This window comes from Streptomyces sp. NPDC056987 (assembly GCF_042673865.1).
GTDB lineage: Bacteria > Actinomycetota > Actinomycetes > Streptomycetales > Streptomycetaceae > Streptomyces.
This window is the reverse complement of the sequence record NZ_JBHURV010000003.1, coordinates 41983-61217: the sequence shown is the minus strand read 5'-3', so window position 1 is coordinate 61217 and position 19235 is coordinate 41983. Positions and strand designations below refer to the sequence as shown.

16 protein-coding genes and 1 pseudogene are annotated in these 19235 nt (G+C 72.4%); 13 read left to right on the top strand and 4 right to left on the bottom strand.

The genetic code is table 11. The features are described from left to right. Positions 1-128 precede the first annotated feature (128 nt). Both ACFTZC_RS04745 and argH read left to right on the top strand, forming a co-directional pair. Positions 129-1322 (top strand): argininosuccinate synthase, encoded by a 1194-nt coding sequence (locus ACFTZC_RS04745; RefSeq protein WP_382886844.1) that lies wholly within the window; start codon positions 129-131, stop codon positions 1320-1322. A 123-nt stretch (positions 1323-1445) separates the two neighbouring features. Continuing rightward, on the top strand, positions 1446-2873 hold the full coding sequence (gene argH, locus ACFTZC_RS04740; protein WP_382886842.1) for an argininosuccinate lyase: 1428 nt from the start codon (positions 1446-1448) through the stop codon (positions 2871-2873). Positions 2874-2901: 28 nt separating this feature from the next. Here the strand turns inward: argH and ACFTZC_RS04735 are convergent, their stop codons facing one another. Further along, the gene (locus ACFTZC_RS04735) at positions 2902-3411 is read right to left on the bottom strand and encodes an HAD domain-containing protein (RefSeq protein ID WP_382887239.1); all 510 of its coding nucleotides are present in this window, start codon (positions 3409-3411) and stop codon (positions 2902-2904) included. Between the two features lie 79 nt (positions 3412-3490). On the opposite strand from ACFTZC_RS04735, the gene ACFTZC_RS04730 reads away from it, so the two are divergent. Beyond that, the gene (locus ACFTZC_RS04730) at positions 3491-4039 is read left to right on the top strand and encodes a TetR/AcrR family transcriptional regulator (protein WP_382886840.1); all 549 of its coding nucleotides are present in this window, start codon (positions 3491-3493) and stop codon (positions 4037-4039) included. Beyond that, a complete protein-coding gene (locus ACFTZC_RS04725; RefSeq protein ID WP_382886838.1) occupies positions 4036-5577 on the top strand; it encodes an MFS transporter in 1542 nt (513 codons plus the stop codon). Before ACFTZC_RS04730 ends, ACFTZC_RS04725 begins: the two co-directional genes overlap by 4 nt. A gap of 27 nt (positions 5578-5604) precedes the next feature. On the opposite strand, the pseudogene ACFTZC_RS04720 reads toward ACFTZC_RS04725, so the two are convergent. Beyond that, positions 5605-6367, bottom strand: a pseudogene (locus ACFTZC_RS04720) (lysophospholipid acyltransferase family protein). A gap of 134 nt (positions 6368-6501) precedes the next feature. On the opposite strand from ACFTZC_RS04720, the gene ACFTZC_RS04715 reads away from it, so the two are divergent. The 3 genes from ACFTZC_RS04715 to ACFTZC_RS04705 all read left to right on the top strand — a co-directional run bounded on the left by ACFTZC_RS04715 (position 6502) and on the right by ACFTZC_RS04705 (position 8900). Then, on the top strand, positions 6502-7653 hold the full coding sequence (locus ACFTZC_RS04715; protein ID WP_382886836.1) for a glycerophosphodiester phosphodiesterase: 1152 nt from the start codon (positions 6502-6504) through the stop codon (positions 7651-7653). Positions 7654-7727: 74 nt separating this feature from the next. Continuing rightward, positions 7728-8360 carry a sigma-70 family RNA polymerase sigma factor gene (locus ACFTZC_RS04710; protein ID WP_382886834.1) on the top strand — a complete coding sequence of 211 codons (633 nt, stop codon included), beginning with the start codon at positions 7728-7730 and terminating at the stop codon, positions 8358-8360. 36 nt (positions 8361-8396) lie between these two features. Continuing rightward, positions 8397-8900 carry a GNAT family N-acetyltransferase gene (locus ACFTZC_RS04705; protein WP_382886832.1) on the top strand — a complete coding sequence of 168 codons (504 nt, stop codon included), beginning with the start codon at positions 8397-8399 and terminating at the stop codon, positions 8898-8900. 89 nt (positions 8901-8989) lie between these two features. On the opposite strand, the gene ACFTZC_RS04700 is transcribed toward ACFTZC_RS04705, so the two are convergent. Next, a complete protein-coding gene (locus ACFTZC_RS04700; RefSeq protein ID WP_382886830.1) occupies positions 8990-9439 on the bottom strand; it encodes a hypothetical protein in 450 nt (149 codons plus the stop codon). Between the two features lie 4 nt (positions 9440-9443). Beyond that, positions 9444-9803 (bottom strand): hypothetical protein, encoded by a 360-nt coding sequence (locus tag ACFTZC_RS04695; protein ID WP_382886829.1) that lies wholly within the window; start codon positions 9801-9803, stop codon positions 9444-9446. A gap of 638 nt (positions 9804-10441) precedes the next feature. Here ACFTZC_RS04695 and ACFTZC_RS04690 point away from each other — a divergent pair. The 6 genes from ACFTZC_RS04690 to cobT all read left to right on the top strand — a co-directional run bounded on the left by ACFTZC_RS04690 (position 10442) and on the right by cobT (position 19147). After that, positions 10442-11521: a methionine ABC transporter ATP-binding protein gene (locus tag ACFTZC_RS04690; protein WP_382886827.1), complete on the top strand. Its 1080-nt coding sequence runs from the start codon at positions 10442-10444 to the stop codon at positions 11519-11521. Next, entirely contained in the window at positions 11518-12189 is a 672-nt protein-coding gene (locus tag ACFTZC_RS04685) for a methionine ABC transporter permease (protein WP_382886825.1), read from the top strand. The genes ACFTZC_RS04690 and ACFTZC_RS04685 overlap by 4 nt, the downstream gene beginning before the upstream one ends. Positions 12190-12268: 79 nt before the next feature. Beyond that, a complete protein-coding gene (locus tag ACFTZC_RS04680) occupies positions 12269-13123 on the top strand; it encodes a MetQ/NlpA family ABC transporter substrate-binding protein (RefSeq protein WP_382886823.1) in 855 nt (284 codons plus the stop codon). A 106-nt stretch (positions 13124-13229) separates the two neighbouring features. Then, positions 13230-13907 (top strand): GNAT family N-acetyltransferase, encoded by a 678-nt coding sequence (locus ACFTZC_RS04675; protein WP_382887238.1) that lies wholly within the window; start codon positions 13230-13232, stop codon positions 13905-13907. Between the two features lie 114 nt (positions 13908-14021). After that, positions 14022-15242: a precorrin-6y C5,15-methyltransferase (decarboxylating) subunit CbiE gene (cbiE, locus tag ACFTZC_RS04670; RefSeq protein ID WP_382886822.1), complete on the top strand. Its 1221-nt coding sequence runs from the start codon at positions 14022-14024 to the stop codon at positions 15240-15242. A 350-nt stretch (positions 15243-15592) separates the two neighbouring features. After that, a complete protein-coding gene (cobT, locus tag ACFTZC_RS04665; protein ID WP_382886820.1) occupies positions 15593-19147 on the top strand; it encodes a nicotinate-nucleotide--dimethylbenzimidazole phosphoribosyltransferase in 3555 nt (1184 codons plus the stop codon). Positions 19148-19235 lie beyond the last annotated feature (88 nt).

Here is a 19235-nt window from a genome sequence, read left to right as displayed (position 1 = left end):
GTACGAGGTGATCACGCCGCCCGTTCAAACGTCACTCCAATCTCTCCGAGAAACTCTCCGAGATTGACGAATCATACGGAGGGATGCATACTTATGCCCATCAGTGAATGCATCGTAAGGAGAAACCCGTGACCGAGCGCGTCGTACTCGCCTATTCGGGCGGCCTGGACACCTCCGTCGCCATCGGCTGGATCGCCGAGGAGACGGGCGCCGAGGTCATCGCCGTTGCCGTGGACGTCGGCCAGGGTGGCGAGGACCTGGACGTCATCCGCAAGCGCGCGCTCGCCTGCGGTGCGGTGGAAGCCGAGGTCGCGGACGCCAAGGACGAGTTCGCCGAGGAGTACTGCCTCCCGGCGATCAAGGCCAACGCCCTTTACATGGACCGCTACCCGCTGGTCTCCGCCCTCTCCCGGCCGACGATCGTCAAGCACCTCGTCGCCGCCGCCAAGAAGCACGGCGCCGGCACCGTCGCCCACGGCTGCACCGGCAAGGGCAACGACCAGGTGCGGTTCGAGGCCGGGATCACCGCTCTCGGCCCGGACCTGAAGTGCATCGCCCCGGTCCGTGACTACGCGATGACCCGGGACAAGGCGATCGCCTTCTGCGAGGAGAAGAACCTCCCGATCGCGACCACCAAGAAGTCCCCGTACTCCATCGACCAGAACGTTTTCGGGCGCGCCGTCGAGACGGGCTTCCTGGAGGACATCTGGAACGGCCCGATCGAGGACGTGTACGAGTACACCTCGAACCCGGCCACCCCGCGCGAGGCCGACGAGGTGATCATCTCCTTCAAGGAGGGCGTCCCCGTCGCGATCGACGGCAAGCCCGTCACCGTCCTCCAGGCCATCCAGCAGCTCAACGAGCGGGCGGGCGCCCAGGGCATCGGCCGGATCGACATGGTCGAGGACCGGCTCGTGGGCATCAAGTCCCGGGAGATCTACGAGGCGCCCGGCGCCATCGCGCTGATCACCGCGCACCAGGAGCTGGAGAACGTCACCGTCGAGCGTGAGCTGGCCCGCTACAAGCGGCAGGTCGAGCAGCGCTGGGGCGAGATCGTCTACGACGGCCTGTGGTTCTCCCCGCTCAAGCGCGCCCTGGACGGCTTCATCAACGAGGCCAACCAGCACGTCACCGGCGACATCCGGATGACGCTGCACGGCGGCCGTGCCGTCGTCACCGGCCGGAAGTCGGACGAGTCGCTGTACGACTTCAACCTCGCCACCTACGACTCGGGCGACACGTTCGACCAGTCCAAGGCCCAGGGGTTCATCGAGATCTTCGGCCTCTCCTCCAAGATCGCCGCCCGCCGCGACCTCGCCTGAGCGAGCCCGGCCGACCCCGCCCGTACGACGGCCGCCTCCCCCCTTCCTCCACGGCGGGGAGGCGGCCGTGCTTCTTCCAGGCACCATGTTCGAGACTTCACGAACCCTCCAAGGAGTTCCGCAGTGAGCAGCAACAACGGTGACGTCCGGCTCTGGGGCGGACGCTTCGCCGACGGTCCCTCGGAGGCGCTGGCGGCCCTGTCGGCGTCGGTCCACTTCGACTGGCGGCTCGCGCCGTACGACATCGCCGGGTCCCGCGCCCACGCCCGGGTGCTCCACAAGGCGGGACTGCTCACCGCCGACGAACTGACCCGCATGATCGCCGGTCTCGACCGGCTGGAGGCGGACGTCGCCGACGGCTCGTTCACCGGCACCGTCGCCGACGAGGACGTCCACACCGCCCTGGAGCGCGGGCTCCTGGAGCGCCTCGGCGCCGACCTCGGCGGCAAGCTGCGCGCCGGCCGTTCCCGCAACGACCAGGTCGCCACGCTCTTCCGGATGTACCTGCGCGACCACGCGCGGATCGTCGGCGGGCTGATCGCCGACCTCCAGGACGCGCTGGTCGGTCTCGCCGAGGCCAACCCGGACGTCGCGATGCCGGGGCGTACGCACCTCCAGCACGCCCAGCCCGTCCTCTTCGCGCACCACGTACTGGCGCACGTGCAGTCGCTCTCCCGGGACGCGGAGCGGCTGCGGCAGTGGGACAAGCGCACGGCGGTCTCCCCGTACGGCTCCGGCGCGCTGGCCGGCTCCTCGCTCGGCCTCGACCCCGAGGCGGTCGCCGCCGACCTGGGCTTCGAGCGCGGCTCGGTGGGCAACTCGATCGACGGGACGGCCTCGCGCGACTTCGTGGCCGAGTTCGCCTTCATCACCGCGATGATCGGCGTCAACCTGTCGCGCATCGCGGAGGAGATCATCCTCTGGAACACGAAGGAGTTCTCCTTCGTCACCCTGCACGACGCGTTCTCCACCGGCTCCTCGATCATGCCGCAGAAGAAGAACCCGGACATCGCGGAGCTGGCGCGCGGCAAGTCGGGGCGGCTCATCGGCAATCTGACCGGGCTGCTGGCCACGCTCAAGGCGCTGCCGCTCGCGTACAACCGCGATCTCCAGGAGGACAAGGAGCCGGTCTTCGACTCCTGCGACCAGCTGGAGGTCCTGCTGCCCGCCTTCACCGGCATGATGGCCACGCTGACCGTCAACCGGACCAGGATGGAGGAGCTGGCCCCCGCCGGTTTCTCGCTCGCCACGGACATCGCGGAGTGGCTGGTCCGCCAGGGCGTGCCGTTCCGGGTGGCCCACGAGGTCGCGGGGGAGTGCGTCAAGGAGTGCGAGTCGCTCGGTATCGAGCTGGACGAGCTGACGGACGAGCAGTTCGCGAAGATCTCCGCGCACCTCACCCCGGACGTCCGGTCGGTGCTCAACGTGGCCGGATCGCTGGCCTCCCGTAACGGCCGGGGCGGCACGGCCCCCTCCGCCGTGGCCGCCCAGCTCGCCGAGGTCAAGGCGGACCTGGTGATCCAGCACGCCTGGGCGACCGCCAGGAAGTGACGGTCCGCCGGTGGGCGGCGGCGCGGGGTCACTCCTCCGCCGCCCACCGCGCGAGCGCCTCGAAGTCCGGCCGGGTCAGCCCGATGCCGGGGTCGACGCGCAGCAGCAGGGCGGGGGTGAGGTGTTCCCGCTCCACCCACTCCCGGTCGTACGGCGTGATCTCGTCGTCGACCCAGGCGAACGGCCGCCCGGCCGCGTACTCCAGGACGTACCGCGTCTTCCAGAAGGTCCCGCGCGGGGTCCTCCCGTGCGTTTCGGGCCAGCTGATGTACGGCAGCTCCGGCAGCCCGAGGTGCGGACCGATCCACTCGTTGGCGTCGCCCTCCCAGGTCGTGGCCCAGACCAGCTCGTAACGGCCGGCGAGCGCCAGCAGCTCCGTGCCGTGCTCAGGGTTGAGCAGCACGGTCAGCGGCTGCGGGTACGGCCAGGCCGAGGGGCGCATCACGTGCGCGGTGTAGCCGTGCGGCGGCCGCGGCTCCGACAGGGCGGCGTACGGATTGAGCGGACCGTCGACATCGATCAGCAGCAGTGGCTTCATCCACTCCACCTCTCCGGCTCTCTGGTAGATCATCGCATTGAATGAGACGTTGATGTCTCATTCGGGTTATGGTTGCCTCATGACGACCGACCGGGACCAGGTGCTGCGCACCGCCGCGGCCCTGCTCACCCGCAGACCGACCGCGACCATGGACGAGGTCGCGCGCGCCGCCGGCATCGGCCGGGCCACTCTCCACCGGCATTTCGCCGGGCGGGACGCGCTGATCAAGGCGCTGGAGGCGCGCGGCCTCCAGGAGCTGGAGGCGGCCCTGGACGGGGCCGGTCTTGACGAGGGCCCCGCGGACGAGGCGCTGCGCCGGCTCGTCGCCCGGGTCGAACCCGTCGCCGGGCTCCTCGCCTTCCTCGTCACCGAGAACCAGCTCTTCGAGGGCGAGGTCAACGAGGGCTGGGACCGGATCGACGCCCGCTTCTCCGCGCTCTTCCGGCGCGGCCAGGAACAGGGCCACTTCCGGATCGACCTCAGCCCCGCCTGGCTGACCGAGGCGCTGTACGGACTCATCGGCGCCGGCGCCTGGGCGATCCACGACGGCAGGGTCGCCGCCAAGGACTTCCAGTACATGATCGTCGAGTTGCTGCTCGGCGGAGCGCGACGGAGCGTGGACACATGACCAGCACCCACCCGGCGGTGACGGACGCCGAGTTCCGGCCCCGTCCCGGGCGCTGGATCGCGCTCACCGTCCTGGTCCTCGCGGTGCTGCTGGTGGCCGTCGACGCCACCGTGCTCGGCCTCGCCACCCCCTTCCTCAGTGAGGACCTCAAACCCTCCGGCACACAGCTCCTGTGGATCGGCGACATCTACTCCTTCGTCATCGCGGGCCTGCTGGTCTCGATGGGCAGCCTCGGCGACCGCATCGGCCGCAAGAAGCTGCTGCTGACGGGCGCGGTCGCGTTCGGCGGTGTCTCCGTGCTGAACGCCTACGCGTCCACCCCGGAGATGATGATCGTGGCGCGGGCGCTGCTCGGGGTCGCGGGCGCGACCCTGATGCCGGCCACGCTCGCCCTGATCCGGAATCTCTTCCACGATCCCCGCGAGCGCAGTCTCGCCATCGGCATCTGGGGCGCGATGGCGTCGGCGGGCGCGGCGGTCGGCCCGGTCGTCGGCGGCTTCCTGCTGGAGCACTTCTGGTGGGGCTCGGTCTTCCTGATCAACCTGCCCGTGATGGCGGTGCTCGTCCTCGTCGGCATCCGTACGCTCCCCGAGTCGAAGAACCCGGCCCCGGGCCCCTGGGACCTGCTCAGCGTGGCGCTCTCGCTCGTCGGCATCGTCGGTGTGGTGTACGCGATCAAGGAGGCCGCCGCGCACGGGGCGGCCTGGGAGGTCGCGGTGGTCGGGGTGGCCGGCGTGGCCGCGCTCCACTGGTTCGTACGCCGCCAGCTCACCCTGCCCGCCCCGCTGCTGGACGTGCGCCTCTTCCACCACCGGGGGTTCTCCGGTGCCGTACTGGCCGATCTGCTGACGATCCTCGGCCTGTCCGGGCTGGTCTTCTTCCTCTCACAGTTCCTGCAACTGGTCCAGGGGCGCGGCCCGCTGGAGGCCGGTGTCGCCGAACTGCCCGCGGCGATCGGCGCGGTGGTGACCGGGCTGCTCGCGGGCCGTGCCGCGCGCCGGTTCTCCGTACGGGCGGTGGTGGCCGGCGGGCTCGCGGCGATCGGTGTCCCGCTCGCCGTGATGACCGGGCTGAGCGCGTCCACCGGCTACCCGGTGCTGGGCGCGGTGCTGCTGCTCGTCGGGGCCGGCGCGGGCTTCTCGTTCACCGTCACCGCGGACGTGATCCTCTCCAGCGTCCCCAAGGAACAGGCGGGCTCGGCCTCCGCGGTCTCCGAGACGGCGTACGAACTGGGCGCGGCGCTCGGCATCGCGCTGCTCGGCTCCGTCGTCACCGGCGTCTACCGGGACTTCGCCACCCCGCCCGGCATCCCCGCGGCGACGGCCGCGCAGGCCCACCAGTCGCTGGGCGGTGCGGTGGACGCCGCGGCCACCCTGCCGGGCCCCGGGGGCGCGGAACTGCTCGCCTCCGCCCAGGACGCCTTCGTCGACGGCCTGCGCGTGGCGTCGGGCCTCGGCGCGGCGGTCCTGCTGGCGACGGCGGCGGCCGCCTGGTTCCTGCTGAAGGGCCAGAAGCTGGACGACGGCGTCGAACACTGAGGGCCGGCCGCTGTCCCGGGGGAGCGCCTACGCGGCCTTGGCCTTCGTGGCGTACATGTCCACGTACTCCTGGCCGGACAGCTCCATGACCTCGGTCATCACCGAGTCCGTCACCGCGCGCAGCACATAGCGGTCCCGGTCCATGCCCTCGTACCGGGAGAACTCCATCGGCTCGCCGAAGCGCACCGTCACCTTGCCGAAGCGCGGCATGCCGGAACCGCTCGGCTGGAGCTTGTCCGTGCCGATCATCGCGAACGGGACCACCGGCGCGCCCGTCATCAGCGTCAGCCGCGCGATGCCCGTACGCCCCCGGTACAGGCGGCCGTCGGGGGAGCGGGTGCCCTCCGGGTAGATGCCGAAGAGCTGGCCCTGCTCCAGCACCCGGCGGCCCGTCATCAGCGCCGCGACACCGCCCCGGCCGCCGTCCCGGTCCACCGGGATCATGCCGACACCGGTGAAGAACCAGGCCATCAGCCGGCCCTTGAGCCCCTTGCCCGTGACGTACTCGTCCTTGCCGATGAAGAAGACCTGACGGTCGCAGACCAGCGGCAGGACCATCGAGTCGATGAAGGTGAGGTGGTTCCCGGCGAGGATTACGGGGCCGCTCCGCGGGATGTTCTCGGCGCCCTCCACCCTCGTACGGAACATCAGGCGCATGACCGGCCCGAGCACTGCCTTGATGAGGGCGAAGCGGGACAACGGGTCCTCCGGTGTCGTGGTGCGGTTGTTGGACGGCCGAGTAAATCCGTGCAGGTGAGTACGGTACTCGCGGCCCGGGGGCGGCGCACATCGGGTTCACGGAGTGGATACGCACTGTTGATCTGTGTTCCCACCACGTTCGCGCGATGGTCTCCCGTACGGAGGGGACGTCCGCCTACGCTCACCTCGATTCTCCGGCACGGGACCCACATCGAAGGAGCGTTCATGACACAGGGTGCGCGGAACACGCCCGGACGGCGGACCGTACTGGGCGCGGCGGTGCTCGGCTCGGCGGCCGCGGCGCTGCCTACCGCGGCGGTCGCCGCCGAGCGGGGACGGGGCGGCCACGGGCCGTCGGGGCCGGCCCTCCCCGTGCCCACGGTCATCGGCCACCGGGGGGCCAGCGGCTACCGCCCGGAGCACACCCTCGGCTCGTACCAGCACGCCCTCGACCTCGGCGCGCACGTGATCGAGCAGGACCTGGTGCCCACCAAGGACGGGCATCTGGTGTGCCGTCACGAGAACGACATCACGGCCACCACCGATGTCGCGGACCACCCGGAGTTCGCCGACCGCAAGGCCACCAAGTCCATCGACGGGGTCAGCCTCACCGGCTGGTTCACCGAGGACTTCACCCTCGCCGAGCTGAAGACCCTGCGCGCCAAGGAGCGCATCCCGGGTGTGCGGCAGCACAACACGCTCTACGACGGCCGCTGGACGGTCCCCACCTTCGAGGAGGTGCTCCGCTGGGCCGACGAGCAGGGCCGCCGCCTCGGCCGCACCGTCTGGCTCTACACCGAGACCAAGCACCCCACCTACTTCCGCTCCATCGGCCTCGGCCTGGAGGAGCCCTTCGCGAAGCTGCTCCGTAAGTACCGCCGCGACCGCGCCGACTCCGCGATCTTCCTGCAGTCCTTCGAGCCGAGCAGCATGCGGCGGATGGCGAAGCTGGTCGACTCGCCGCGCGTCGTCCTGCTCGACGCGGCGGGCAGCCGCCCCTGGGACTTCACGGTGGCGGGCGACCCGCGGACGGTCGCCGATCTGGTGAAGCCCGAGGGGCTGAAGTGGATCGCGTCCTTCGCGCAGGGCATCGGCCCGACGCTCGACCTCGTCATCCCGAAGGACGCCGCGGGCAGGCTCGGGAAGCCCACCACGCTCGTCCGGGACGCCCACGCCGAGGGGCTGGTCCTGCACCCGTACACGCTCCGCAACGAGAACGCCTTCCTGCCCGCCGACTTCCGGCGCGGCACGGACCCGAACGCGTACGGCGACGCCTTCGGCGCACTGCGGGCCTACTTCGAGCAGGGCATCGACGGGATCTTCACCGACAACCCGGACACCGGTCTGCTCGCGCGGGCGGACTTCGTCAGCCGCTGAGCCGGTTTCCCCCGGTCGGGTGACTGCCCGGCCGGGGGGCAACCTTCCGCCACCGCCCGGACGTCCCGCCGGACATGACGCCCGCCCGTGCCACCCGGCCCCTCCGCGCCCCCCGCCCGCCCCAGCCCGAGGCGCACCGCCCGCCGGAACCCGGGCGCGCGCCGGGCTCCCCGGCGATCGCGCCCGCGCCCGCGCCGGGAAGCCTCGTCCGCGCGCTGCTGCCCCTGGTCCGGGCCGAGGCCGCCGCGGAGGCGCCGGCGGCCGGCGTCGAGGCCGGGGACCTCGAACAGGGCGCCTGGGTGCGGCTGCTGGAGCGGCCGGCCCGGGCGGGGGCGCCCGGCGACCCGGCGCGCTGGGTGCGCGACGTCGTACGGGCGGAGGCGCGCCGCGCCCGGCGCACCGCCGCCAGGGAACGCACGTACCGCCACGAACCCCCCGCCGACCTCGAATCGGACCCCGAGCGGATCGTGCTGCGCACCGACCGGAACAGGGCGGTGCGCGCGGCGGTCGGCCGCACGCCGGGCCGCTGCCCGAGTGTGCTGACGGCGATGCTGTCCGCCAAGGACCTCACCTACCGGGAGATGGCCGGTGAGTTGGGTATGTCACAGGGCAGTTTGGGGCCCTTGCGGTCGAGATGCCTGGGATGCCTGCGCAGAATGCTGGCGGCGGAGGTTGCGGCTCCTGAACGCGGGGGAAAGGAGCGGTAGACACCGGCGGACCAAGTGAGCGGGAGGCATGCACACATGGGCATGAGCGTGACCATCTCAGCGGCACGTGCGCAGGACGCGGAACAGATCCTGAAACTCCAGTACCTGTGCTACCAGAACGAGGCCGAGCTGTACGGCGACTACACCATCGAGCCGCTGACCCAGACGCTCGACGACCTGCGGGCCGAACTCGACAGCGGACACGGCCTGGTGGCCCGCCTCGGCGACGAGGTGGTGGCCTCCGTGCGCGGCAGCGTCGACGAGACGGGCACCGCGCGGATCGCGAAACTCATCGTCCACCCGCGGCTGCGCAGGCACGGTCTCGGCGGACGGCTGCTCGACGCCATCGAGGTCCACTTCACGGCGGAGCCGGCCGCGCGGCGCTTCCAGCTCTTCACCGGCCACCGCAGCGAGGGCAATCTGCGGCTCTACCGCAGCCGTGGGTACGCGCCGGTGGCGACGGAGCAGGTCGGTCCCCGGCTGCGGCTCGTCACGCTGGAGAAGACGCCCGCCGACCGCGTGTACATGGCCAGCGCCTGACGTGAGGGCGGAATCCTCCCCGTCCGCCGCGCACCGGCGAAGGCCGACCGGGGATTCCGCTTCTCGAACGCGTCCGGGCCGCCCCGGGCTCACGCGCGCGCCGCGGCCCGCTTCCGCAGCCACAGGATGCCCGTGACCGGCAGCAGCACCGGGATGAAGAGATAGCCCCTGCCGTAGTCCGACCAGACGGTGGAGTCCGGGAAGGCGGACGGGTCCGCCAGCGCCCATGTCCCCACCGTCAGGACCCCGGCCAGTTCCACGGCGCAGCACACCAGGGCCGCCCGGCGCGCCGCCTCGCCGCCGCGCACCAGGGTGTACGTGATGAACGCGTAGACGGCGGCCGCGACGGCGGAGAGCGAGTAGGCCAGCGGCGCGTGGTCGAACTCGGTGGCGATCTGATAGGCCGAGCGCGAGACGGCGCCCACGGACATCACCCCGTACAGCCAGACCAACAGCAGCCCGGGCCCCTTGACCAGGGGGGCCGGCCGGGCGGGCGCGCCGCCCGGCGCCCCGGACGTCTCCGGTACCTCGGTGCTCATCGGGTCAGCCTCCCCAGATGTCGTGGAGCCGTACTTCCAGCACGGCCAGGACGACCGCCCCCGCGGCGACCGTCACCGAACCCCAGCGGGTCCGCTCACCCAACGACAGGAAGCCCGCCGCGGGCACGGCCAACAGGGCGCCCAGCAGGTACGAGACGAAGATGACCGAGCCCTCGTCGGCCTGCTCGCCGCGCGCGAGCTGGACGACCCCGACCACGACCTGGACCAGCGCCAGCAGGGTCACCACGGCCATGCCGATGAAGTGCCAGTCCTTGGTGGGCTGGTCGCGGTAGGCGGCGTGACCGCACCAGGCGGCGAGGACGAGCGCGGCCACGGAGACCGCGACCGTCAGGGCGACAAGCATGGAGCTGAGAGTATTACGGCGCAAAAGGCCCCCGGCGGGCGCCCCCGGCCGCCTCCGCCCGCCCGTGCTCGGGCCGGGTTCCGGCCGTGTTCCGCCCGCGCGCGGCAAGCGGCGGGTGACCGTGGCCTTGACCACAGCGAACGCCGGTCCGCGACCGCCCCCGAAGGGCGCGGGGATCCGGCCACCGCCACGGTCCGCTCCGTATCCGCGCAGGTCACAGCCGTGGCAGCGGCCGCGGCCCGGGCCCGCCGAGGCGGCCGGACCACGGTCGCCGCACCTCCCGTACCGTCCGTATGGCGCGACGTTTTGTTCCGCTATTCGGACACTCGCCCGGTGGGCGGTCTGATGTCTGTTTTACTTGCCGTATGACCACGACGAGCTACCGCGCCCCCGCGACCGAGGCGATCACGACGCCCGGTGCTCGTTGTCTGTGTCGAATGTGCTCCTTCTGAGGGCCCCCGCCTGAGCCTCGCGCCCCCGAAGCGAGCCTGCCCCCAATACACACGCCCGCGCCCGGTCGGGCCTGTCCCGCGCGCGCCGCGCCCCGGTCATCCACCGCGCCGGCGTGCGCGCGGCCACGACGAATGCCCCGTGCCCGGCCCATCCCGCCGCGCACTCGACAGTGACGGAAACCCCCTGTGATCACTACTACGGGCCTGACCAAGGTCTACCGGTCCGCGCAGTCGCGCGGCCGTGAGGTCACCGCGCTCGACGGCGTCGACCTGCATGTCCGCGAGGGCGAGGTCTTCGGCGTCGTGGGCCGCAGCGGCGCCGGTAAATCCTCGCTGATCCGCTGCGTCAACCTCCTCGAACGCCCCACCGCCGGGACGGTCACCGTCGACGGCCAGGACCTCACCGCGCTCGCCGGCCGGGGCCGCCGGGCCGGGAAGGAGCTGCGCCGCGCGCGCAGCTCGATCGGCATGGTCTTCCAGCACTTCAACCTGCTGTCCTCCCGCACCGTCAAGGACAACATCGAACTCCCGCTGGAGATCCTCGGCGTCACCGGCGAGGAGCGCTCCCGCCGCGCGCTGGAACTGCTCGACCTCGTCGGACTCGCCGACAAGGCCAAGGCGTACCCCGCCCAGCTCTCCGGCGGCCAGAAGCAGCGCGTCGGCATCGCCCGCGCGCTCGCCGGCCGCCCGAAGGTGCTCCTCTCCGACGAGGCGACCAGCGCCCTCGACCCGGAGACCACCCGCTCCATCCTCCAACTGCTGCGCGACCTCAACCGGCAGCTCGGCCTGACCGTCCTGCTCATCACCCACGAGATGGAGGTCGTGAAGACGATCTGCGACTCGGCGGCGCTGATGAGCCGGGGCCGGATCGTCGAGTCCGGCACCGTCGGCGAACTCCTCGCCACCCCCGGCTCCCAGCTCGCCCAGGAACTCTTCCCGGTCGGCGGGACGCCCTCGGGCCCCGGCCGTACGGTCATTGACGTCACGTTCCACGGCGAGGCGGCCACCCAGCCGGTGATCTCCCAGCTCGCCCGCACCTACAACATCGACATATCGATCCTGGGCGCCGCGATGGACACCGTCGGCGGACGCCAGATCGGCCGGATGCGTATCGAACTCCCCGGCGCGTACGAGGAGAACGTCGTCCCGATCGGCTTCCTGCGCGAACAGGGCCTCCAGGCGGAGGTCGTCGAGGCCGACGAGACCGCCGCGCCCGTGACCGTCCCGGCCCAGGCCCTCGCGCCCGTGAAGGAAGATGCCATGTGACCTGGTCGGAAATGCAGCCCCTGCTGGCCCAGGGAACCATCGACACCCTCTACATGGTGCTGTGGTCCGCGCTCGTCACCGTCGCGGGCGGACTGCCCCTCGGCATCCTGCTGGTCCTCACCGACCAGGGCGGACTGCTCCAGAACACCCTGGTCAACAAGGTGGTCGGGGTGATCGTGAACATCGGCCGCTCGCTGCCGTTCATGATCCTGCTGATCGCGCTGATCCCCTTCACCACCCTGGTCGTCGGCACCTTCATCGGCCCCACCGCGATGATCGTGCCGCTGGCGATCGGCGCCATCCCCTTCTTCGCGCGCCTCGTCGAGACGGCGGTCCGCGAGGTCGACCACGGGCTGGTCGAGGCCGTCCAGGCGATGGGCGGATCGATCCCCACCATCGTCCGCAAGGTCCTGCTCCCGCAGGCCCTGCCCTCCCTCGTCTCCGCCGTCACCACCACCCTCATCGTGCTCATCGGCTACTCGGCGATGGCGGGCGCGGTGGGCGGTGAGGGGCTCGGCTCCAAGGCCGTCACCTACGGCTTCCAGCGCTTCGAGAACGGCTTCATGATCGCCACGGTCGTGGTGCTGATCGCGCTCGTCACCGTGATCCAGCTCCTCGGCGACGGCGCCGTACGGCTGCTGGCCCGCCGCGGCCGTACCGCCTCCTGACCCTCCCGACCTTCTCCCCAACCGCCCGCACTCCTTGTCCGGGCCACGTCACCCGCACCACCGGAAAGAGGCACTCTTCGTGCGTACCACCCTCAAGATCACCGCGGCCGCGGCCGTCACCACGGCCCTTGCCCTCGGCCTCGGCGCCTGCGGCACCTCCTCCGACCCGGGCGCCGGCTCCACCGCCTCCGCCGACACCTCCAAGCCCCTCGTCGTCGCCGCGTCCCCGACCCCGCACGCCGACATCCTGAACTTCGTCAAGAAGAACCTGGCGGAGAAGGCCGGCCTCAAGCTGGAGGTCAAGGAGTTCACGGACTACGTCCTGCCGAACACCGCCACCCAGAGCGGCGAGGTCGGCGCCAACTTCTTCCAGCACAAGCCCTACCTCGACGACTTCAACAAGAAGAAGGGCACCGACATCGTGCCCGTCGTCAACGTCGAGCTGGAGCCCCTGGGCCTCTACTCCAAGAAGGTCAAGGCACTGACCGACCTCAAGGCCGGCCAGACCGTCGCCATCCCCAACGACACCACCAACGAGGGCCGCGCGCTCAAGCTGCTCGCCGACAACGGTGTGATCACACTGAAAGACGGCGTCGGCACCGACGCCAACCTCTCCTCCGTCAAGGACGCGAAGGGCCTCACGTTCAAGGAACTGGAGGCCGCCACACTGCCCCGCGCCCTGAACGACGTGGACGCCGCCGTCATCAACGGCAACTACGCCATCGAGGCCAAGCTCAAGCCCGCCCAGGACGCGCTCGCCCTGGAGAAGGCCGACGGCAACCCGTACGCCAACTTCCTCGCCGTCAAGCGCGGCAACGAGAAGGACCCGCGCGTCGTGAAGCTCGCGCAGCTCCTCAACTCCGACGAGGTCAAGAAGTACATCGACGACACCTACGACGGCTCGGTCATCCCCTCCTTCGGCGCGGCCAAGTAGGCACACCGGTCACGTTCCCGCCCGCGCGCGCCCCGCACACACCGATCGTGTGCGGGGCACACGCATCCGTACGGACCCGGCCATGCGCATCCCGTCCGGATGCTGCATGCTGTGCATTTACGACGGACTGAGGCATGGAGCTCGCATGACTACCACCTTTCCGGACGTCTCCATCAGCACGGAGCGGTTGGTGCTGCGCCCCTACGAACTCGCGGACATCCCGGCGCACATCGACATGATGAACGACGAGATGGTCACGGCCTGGACCTCCGTGCCCCATCCCTACACCCACAAGGACGCCGAGGTGTGGGTCCGAAGAATCGCCCCCAACGAACGCCGCACCGGACGCGGGATCGCCTTCGCCGTCCACGAGTTCCTGACCCAGCGGCTCGTCGGCGTCGTACGCCTGCGGAACACCAACTGGCACGCCCTCGCCACCGAGGCGTCGTACGTGACCGCCCCCTGGGCCCGCGGCGAGGGCTACGCCACCGAGGCGATGCAGGCGGTCGCCCAGTGGCTCTTCCGCGACCAGAAGTTCGAACGCATCGAAGTACGCACCGCCGCCGACAACACCGCCGCCCAGCAGGTCGCGCAGAAGATCGGCTGCATCAGCGAGGGCGTCCTGCGCAACGCCTGGATAGCGCGCTCGCAGACCGAGGACGGCGGCTGGACCCGGATCCGCACCGACCTCATCGTCTGGAGCCTGCTCCCCGAGGACCTCGAAGGCATCGACGAACAACTGGCCGACGCGCGCGGTTACGCCTCCTTCCCCGACTGGCGCTGACCCCGCACCGCCCCACCCCGACCCGCACCCCCGCCGTCCGACCGGGCCAGGTACTCTCACCGTGCCCGGCCCCAGGGGCCCCCACCCGCGACAACCTTCGGGAGACTGACGACGATGGCCGACCGCGTCACGGTGATCGGCTGGGACGGCTCGCCCCTCACCGCCGCCGCCAGGTCCGCGCTCTCGGCCGCCACCCTGGTGGCCGGGGCCGCCCACCATCTCGCGCTCCCCGAGGTGCCCGCCCGAGCCGAACGCATCCGGCTCGGCTCCATCGACCTGGCGGCCCGCAGGATCGTCGGCCACCGCGGCACCGCCGTCGTCCTCGCCGACGGCGACCCCGGCTTCTTCGGCGTCGTACGCACCCTGCGCGCGCCCGCGCACGGCCTGGAGGTCGAGGTCGTCCCCGCGGTCTCCTCGGTCGCCGCCGCCTTCTCCCGGGCCGGCATGGCCTGGGACGACGCCCAGATCGTCGTCGCCCACCGCCGCACCCTGCGCCGCGCCGTCAACGTCGTCCGCGCCCACACCAAGGTCGCCGTCCTCACCTCCCCGGGCGCGGGACCCGCCGAACTCGCCCTGCTCCTCGACGGCATCCACCGCACCTTCGTCATCTGCGAGGAACTGGGCACCGACCGCGAACAGGTCACCGTCCTCACCTCCGACAAGGCCGCCGACCACGTTTGGCGCGACCCCAACGTCGTGATCGTCATCGGGGGCGTCGGCACCGCACCCGCCCCGTCCGGCGGCTGGATCGCCGGTCGCGACCCCGGCTACCCGCCGGAGCGCCGCGGCTGGGCGCTGCCCGGCGCGGAGTACGGCATCAACCTCGACGAGGGCGAGTCCACCTGGCTGCGCGCCGCCCAGCTCGCCCGGATCGGCGCCCGCACCGGCGACCTGATCTGGGACATCGGCTCCGGCAGCGGAGCCCTCGCCGCCGAGGCGGCCCGCTTCGGCGCGGCCGTGATCGCCGTCGACGACGAACCCGGCGCCTGCGCCAGCACGGCCGCCGCCGCCCGCCGCGCGGGCGTCCAGCTCCAGGTCGTCCAGGGCCGCGCGCCCCATGTGCTGGAACGGCTCCCCGAACCCGATGTCGTACGGATCGGGGGCGGCGGCGTCGATGTCGTCATCGCCTGCGCCGACCGGCGACCCGAGCGGATCGTCACCCACGCCGCCACCAGGGACGAGGCCGAAGCGGTCGGAACGGCCTTGGCCGGAGGGGGATATGAGGTGGAGTGCGCCCTTCTCCAGTCCGTCGAACTCGACACGGGAGGGTGGACCGAGCGCGAGCGCTCCGTCGTCTTCCTGGTCTCGGGACGGCGTCGGGGACTCCCCTCATGACCCTGCCGCGACCCTTCGCGAGGTAGGCTGGCCGATCGTTGTACCGCTGCCGGGCGTTCGTCGCTTCGTTCGTCAATGTCCGGAAAAGGGGCCCGTTTTGAGCCCTGATGTGATACAGCGGAGAACCGGGGGGACGCGCGACGTGGCGCAGTCCACAGCGGGCCGTGGCGTATCCCCGCCACGGCTGGGCAAGCCCGCGGGAAGCCGTGCGAATACGGGCGGACCGAGGGTCGATTCGTGCCGCGCGGCGCCCACGCTCGTTGTTCCTGACGGGCGCCGGACACACGCCGCGGATCGGGCGCCCCGGTGGAAGGGCCGAAGGAGCGGAAACAAATGGGCGAGGGGTACGCATGACTGACACCGGCCAGGTCCCGGGCGAGGGACTGCCGGAGAACGCAGGCATGGTGAAGCAGCCGGGCGTACCGGCTCCCGGCACGTACACCTACCTGACCCCCTCCGGGCCCGCCACCGAGGACGAAGACCTTCTGCTGATGCCGAGTTCACAGGGCGGCTGGAGCGACCCCCAGGTCGTCCCGGCGGACCCGCACGCCGCCTACGCCGTGCCCGAGGGGTACGCCGCCGACAGCTACGCGACGGCGCCCCAGCAGGCGTACGGGGTCCCCGAGGGCTACCCGGCCCCCGAGGCGTACGCCGCCCCCGCGCCCGAGGCGTACCCGCCCCCCGAGGCGTACGCACCCGACCCGTACGCCGCCCAGCAGGAGTACGCGGCCGCGGCGCAGGCGCCCGTCCCGCAGCAGGCGCCCCTCATAGAACAGCCGGCGCCGATGACGGAGCCGGTGTCACAGGCCCAGGTCCCGCCGCAGGCACCTGAGGCGTACGAAGTCCCCGCGGAGCAGGCCGTCCCCGCGGCGCCCGAGCCCGCCCCCGGACACCCCGAACCGGCGCCCGAGCCCCCGGCCGTGGCGGAAGCACCCGCGCCGGAGGCCGCCGCGCCGCCGGAGCAGCCGGCCCCCGAGCCCGCCGCGGCACAGCCGGAGGAGCCCGCGGCCGAGCAGCAGCCGGGCGCCCACGAGACCGGTGGCCGGGATTCCGGCTCGGTCGACCTGAACGGCGTACGGGTCCCGCCGCCCGCTGCGGCCCCGGCGACCGCTTCGGCCCCGCCGCGCCGCCCGCTGCACATGGGCCCGCCGGTCCCCGACCCGACGGGCGGCGTGGTCCGCTCCCTCGCCGACCGCGGCCCGGCCGGCGCCCCGACCCAGGCCGTCCGGGTGCGTCCCCGCCCCCAGACGCCGCCCGTGGCCCCCGAACCTCCCGAACCGCAGACGCCCGCCGCCGAGGCGGTCGCCCCTGAGCCGGCGCCCCAGGAACCCCGCCCCGAGCCGGCCGCGGAGACCCCCGCCCCCGAGCCCGCACCCCAGGAGCCCCAGCCGGAGCCGCAGCCCGAGCCCGCGCCGGTCGCGGCGGCGCAGACCCCGCCGGCCCAGGAGATCCCCGCACCCGAGCCGGAGCCGGTAGCGGCAGCGGCAGCGGAACCCCCGGCCCCCGAGCCGGTAGCGGCCGAGGCCCCCGCGCCCCCGGCACCGGCCCCGGAGCCGGAACCCGAACCGCAGGCCGCGCCCGAACCGGTGGCCGAAACACCGGAGCCCCACCCCGAACCGCAGCCGACCCCCGAGCCGGTGGCCGAGCAGACCCCCGAGCCCACCCCGGCCCCGGCGGCGGAGCCGGAACCCGCCCCGGAGCCCGAGCCGGTCGCGGCGGAGGCCCCCGAACCCGCGCCGGAGCCCGCGCCGCAACCGGAACCCGCCCCGGAGCCCGCCACGGCGGCGGCGCCCGCGCCCGAGCCCGCACCCGTCGCCGAGCCCGACCCGCAGCCCGTCCCGGCAGCGGCGGCACCGGCAACCTCCACCCCGGAGCCCGCCCCGACCCCGGACCAGGCACCCGCCGCGGACCGGACACCGCGCCCGGCGCCGGACGAGGCCCAGGACCAGGCCCCGCTCCCCGCCGAAGACGAGACAGCAGCCGAGGACCAGCCGGCGGCCGAAGTCCAGTCACCCGCCGAGGACAAGCCGACGGCCCAGGACCAAACGGCAGCCGAGGTCCCGACAGCAACCCAGGAACAACCGACAGCCCAGGAAGAGCCGACAGCCCAGGAGCAGCAGGCTCCGCTCCCCGCCCCGGAGCCCGAGCCCGAGCCCGAGCCGCAGGAGGGCACGCCGGCCGCGTCCGGCTACGACGACGCCGAGCGCGACGCCGTGCTCCGTGTGATGCGCGAGCGCCGCGACATCCGCAACGGCTTCCGCTCCGATCCCATCCCGCACGAGGTGCTGCTCCGCGTCCTGGAAGCCGCGCACACCGCGCCCAGCGTGGGCCACTCCCAGCCCTGGGACTTCGTCGTCATCCGCTCCGCCGAGACCCGGCGTTCCATGCTCGAACTGGCGCAGCGTCAGCGCGACGCCTACGCCAAGTCGCTGCCCAAGGGCCGGGCCAAGCAGTTCAAGGAACTGAAGATCGAGGCCATCCTCGACACCCCGGTGAACATCGTCGTCACCGCGGACCCGACCCGCGGCGGCCGCCACACCCTGGGCCGCCACACCCAGCCGCAGATGGCCCCGTACTCCTCCGCGCTCGCCGTGGAGAACCTCTGGCTCGCCGCCCGCGCCGAGGGCCTGGGCGTCGGCTGGGTCAGCTTCTTCGACGAGCGCGAGATGGTCCGCGCGCTGGGCCTGCCGGAGCACCTTGAGGTCGTGGCGTACCTGTGCGTCGGGTACGTCGACGAATTCCCCGAGGAGCCCGAACTGATGCAGGCGGGCTGGTCCAAGCGCCGCCCCCTGTCCTGGGTCGTCCACGAGGAGACGTACGGCCGCCGTGCCCTGCCCGGCGAGGAGCCGCACGACCTGCTCCAGGAGACCATCACCGCGATCCGCCCGCTGGACGCCAAGGCGCTGGGGGAGGCGTGGGAGCGCCAGAAGCGGATGACGAAGCCGGCCGGCGCGCTCGGCATGCTGGAGATCATCTCCGCGCAGCTCAGCGGACTTTCCCGGCTCTGCCCGCCGCCGATCCCCGAGCCGGCCGCCGTCGCGATCTTCGCGGGCGACCACGGGGTGCACGCGCAGGGGGTCACTCCCTGGCCCCAGGAGGTCACCGGCCAGATGGTCGCGAACTTCCTGGCCGGGGGAGCGGTCTGCAACGCGTTCGCGACCCAGGTCGGCGCGGAGGTCTGCGTCGTGGACGTGGGCGTCGCGAGCGACCTCCCGACCAGCTCCGGCCTGCTGCCCCGCAAGGTCCGCGCCGGTACGGGCGACTTCACGACCGGCCCGGCGCTGAGCCGCGAGGAGGTTCTCGCGGCGATCGAGGTGGGCATCGAAACGGCTCGCGATCTGGTGGCGGCGGGCAACAAGGCGCTGCTCACGGGCGAGATGGGCATCGCCAACACGACGGTGTCCGCCGCGCTGATCTGCGTCTACACCGGACAGGACCCGGCGGAGGTCACCGGCCGCGGCACCGGCATCAACGACGAGATGCACGCCCGGAAGGTCGACGTGGTCCGCCGCGGCCTCGACCTCCACCAGCCCGACCCGGCCGACCCGATCGGCGTCCTCGCGGCCGTCGGCGGCCTGGAACACGCGGCGCTGGTCGGCTTCCTCCTCGGCGGCGCGTCGATGCGTACGCCGGTGATCCTGGACGGCGTCAGCGCGGGCGCGGCGGCGCTGGTCGCCCGCGCGATCGCCCCGGAGGCCCTCGCGGCCTGCATCGCGGGCCACCGCAGTGCGGAACCGGGCCATGTGGCAGCCCTGAACAAGCTCGGCCTGCGCCCCCTGGTCGACCTGGACCTCCGCCTGGGCGAAGGCACGGGCGCGCTGCTGGCCCTCCCGGTGATCCAGAGCGCGGCGCGAGCGATGCACGAGGTCGCGACGTTCGACTCGGCAGGAGTAACGGAGAAATAGGCGCGGCGCACACGGAGACGGCCCACCGGCGGGAGGGGGGGCGGGGTCGGAGGAGGTGCGTGTCCGGACACTAAAGCGTGATGTGTGC

What these genes read in the sequence shown, in the direction of transcription:
- ACFTZC_RS04735 (WP_382887239.1), bottom strand. Translation starts at nt 3,411, where the DNA reads ATGAAGCCACTGCTGCTGATCGATGTCGACGGTCCGCTCAATCCGTAC.
- ACFTZC_RS04730 (WP_382886840.1), top strand. Translation starts at nt 3,491, where the DNA reads ATGACGACCGACCGGGACCAGGTGCTGCGCACCGCCGCGGCCCTGCTC.
- ACFTZC_RS04725 (WP_382886838.1), top strand. Translation starts at nt 4,036, where the DNA reads ATGACCAGCACCCACCCGGCGGTGACGGACGCCGAGTTCCGGCCCCGT.
- ACFTZC_RS04715 (WP_382886836.1), top strand. Translation starts at nt 6,502, where the DNA reads ATGACACAGGGTGCGCGGAACACGCCCGGACGGCGGACCGTACTGGGC.
- ACFTZC_RS04710 (WP_382886834.1), top strand. Translation starts at nt 7,728, where the DNA reads ATGACGCCCGCCCGTGCCACCCGGCCCCTCCGCGCCCCCCGCCCGCCC.
- ACFTZC_RS04705 (WP_382886832.1), top strand. Translation starts at nt 8,397, where the DNA reads ATGGGCATGAGCGTGACCATCTCAGCGGCACGTGCGCAGGACGCGGAA.
- ACFTZC_RS04700 (WP_382886830.1), bottom strand. Translation starts at nt 9,439, where the DNA reads ATGAGCACCGAGGTACCGGAGACGTCCGGGGCGCCGGGCGGCGCGCCC.
- ACFTZC_RS04695 (WP_382886829.1), bottom strand. Translation starts at nt 9,803, where the DNA reads ATGCTTGTCGCCCTGACGGTCGCGGTCTCCGTGGCCGCGCTCGTCCTC.
- ACFTZC_RS04675 (WP_382887238.1), top strand. Translation starts at nt 13,230, where the DNA reads ATGCTGTGCATTTACGACGGACTGAGGCATGGAGCTCGCATGACTACC.
- cbiE (WP_382886822.1), top strand. Translation starts at nt 14,022, where the DNA reads ATGGCCGACCGCGTCACGGTGATCGGCTGGGACGGCTCGCCCCTCACC.
- cobT (WP_382886820.1), top strand. Translation starts at nt 15,593, where the DNA reads ATGACTGACACCGGCCAGGTCCCGGGCGAGGGACTGCCGGAGAACGCA.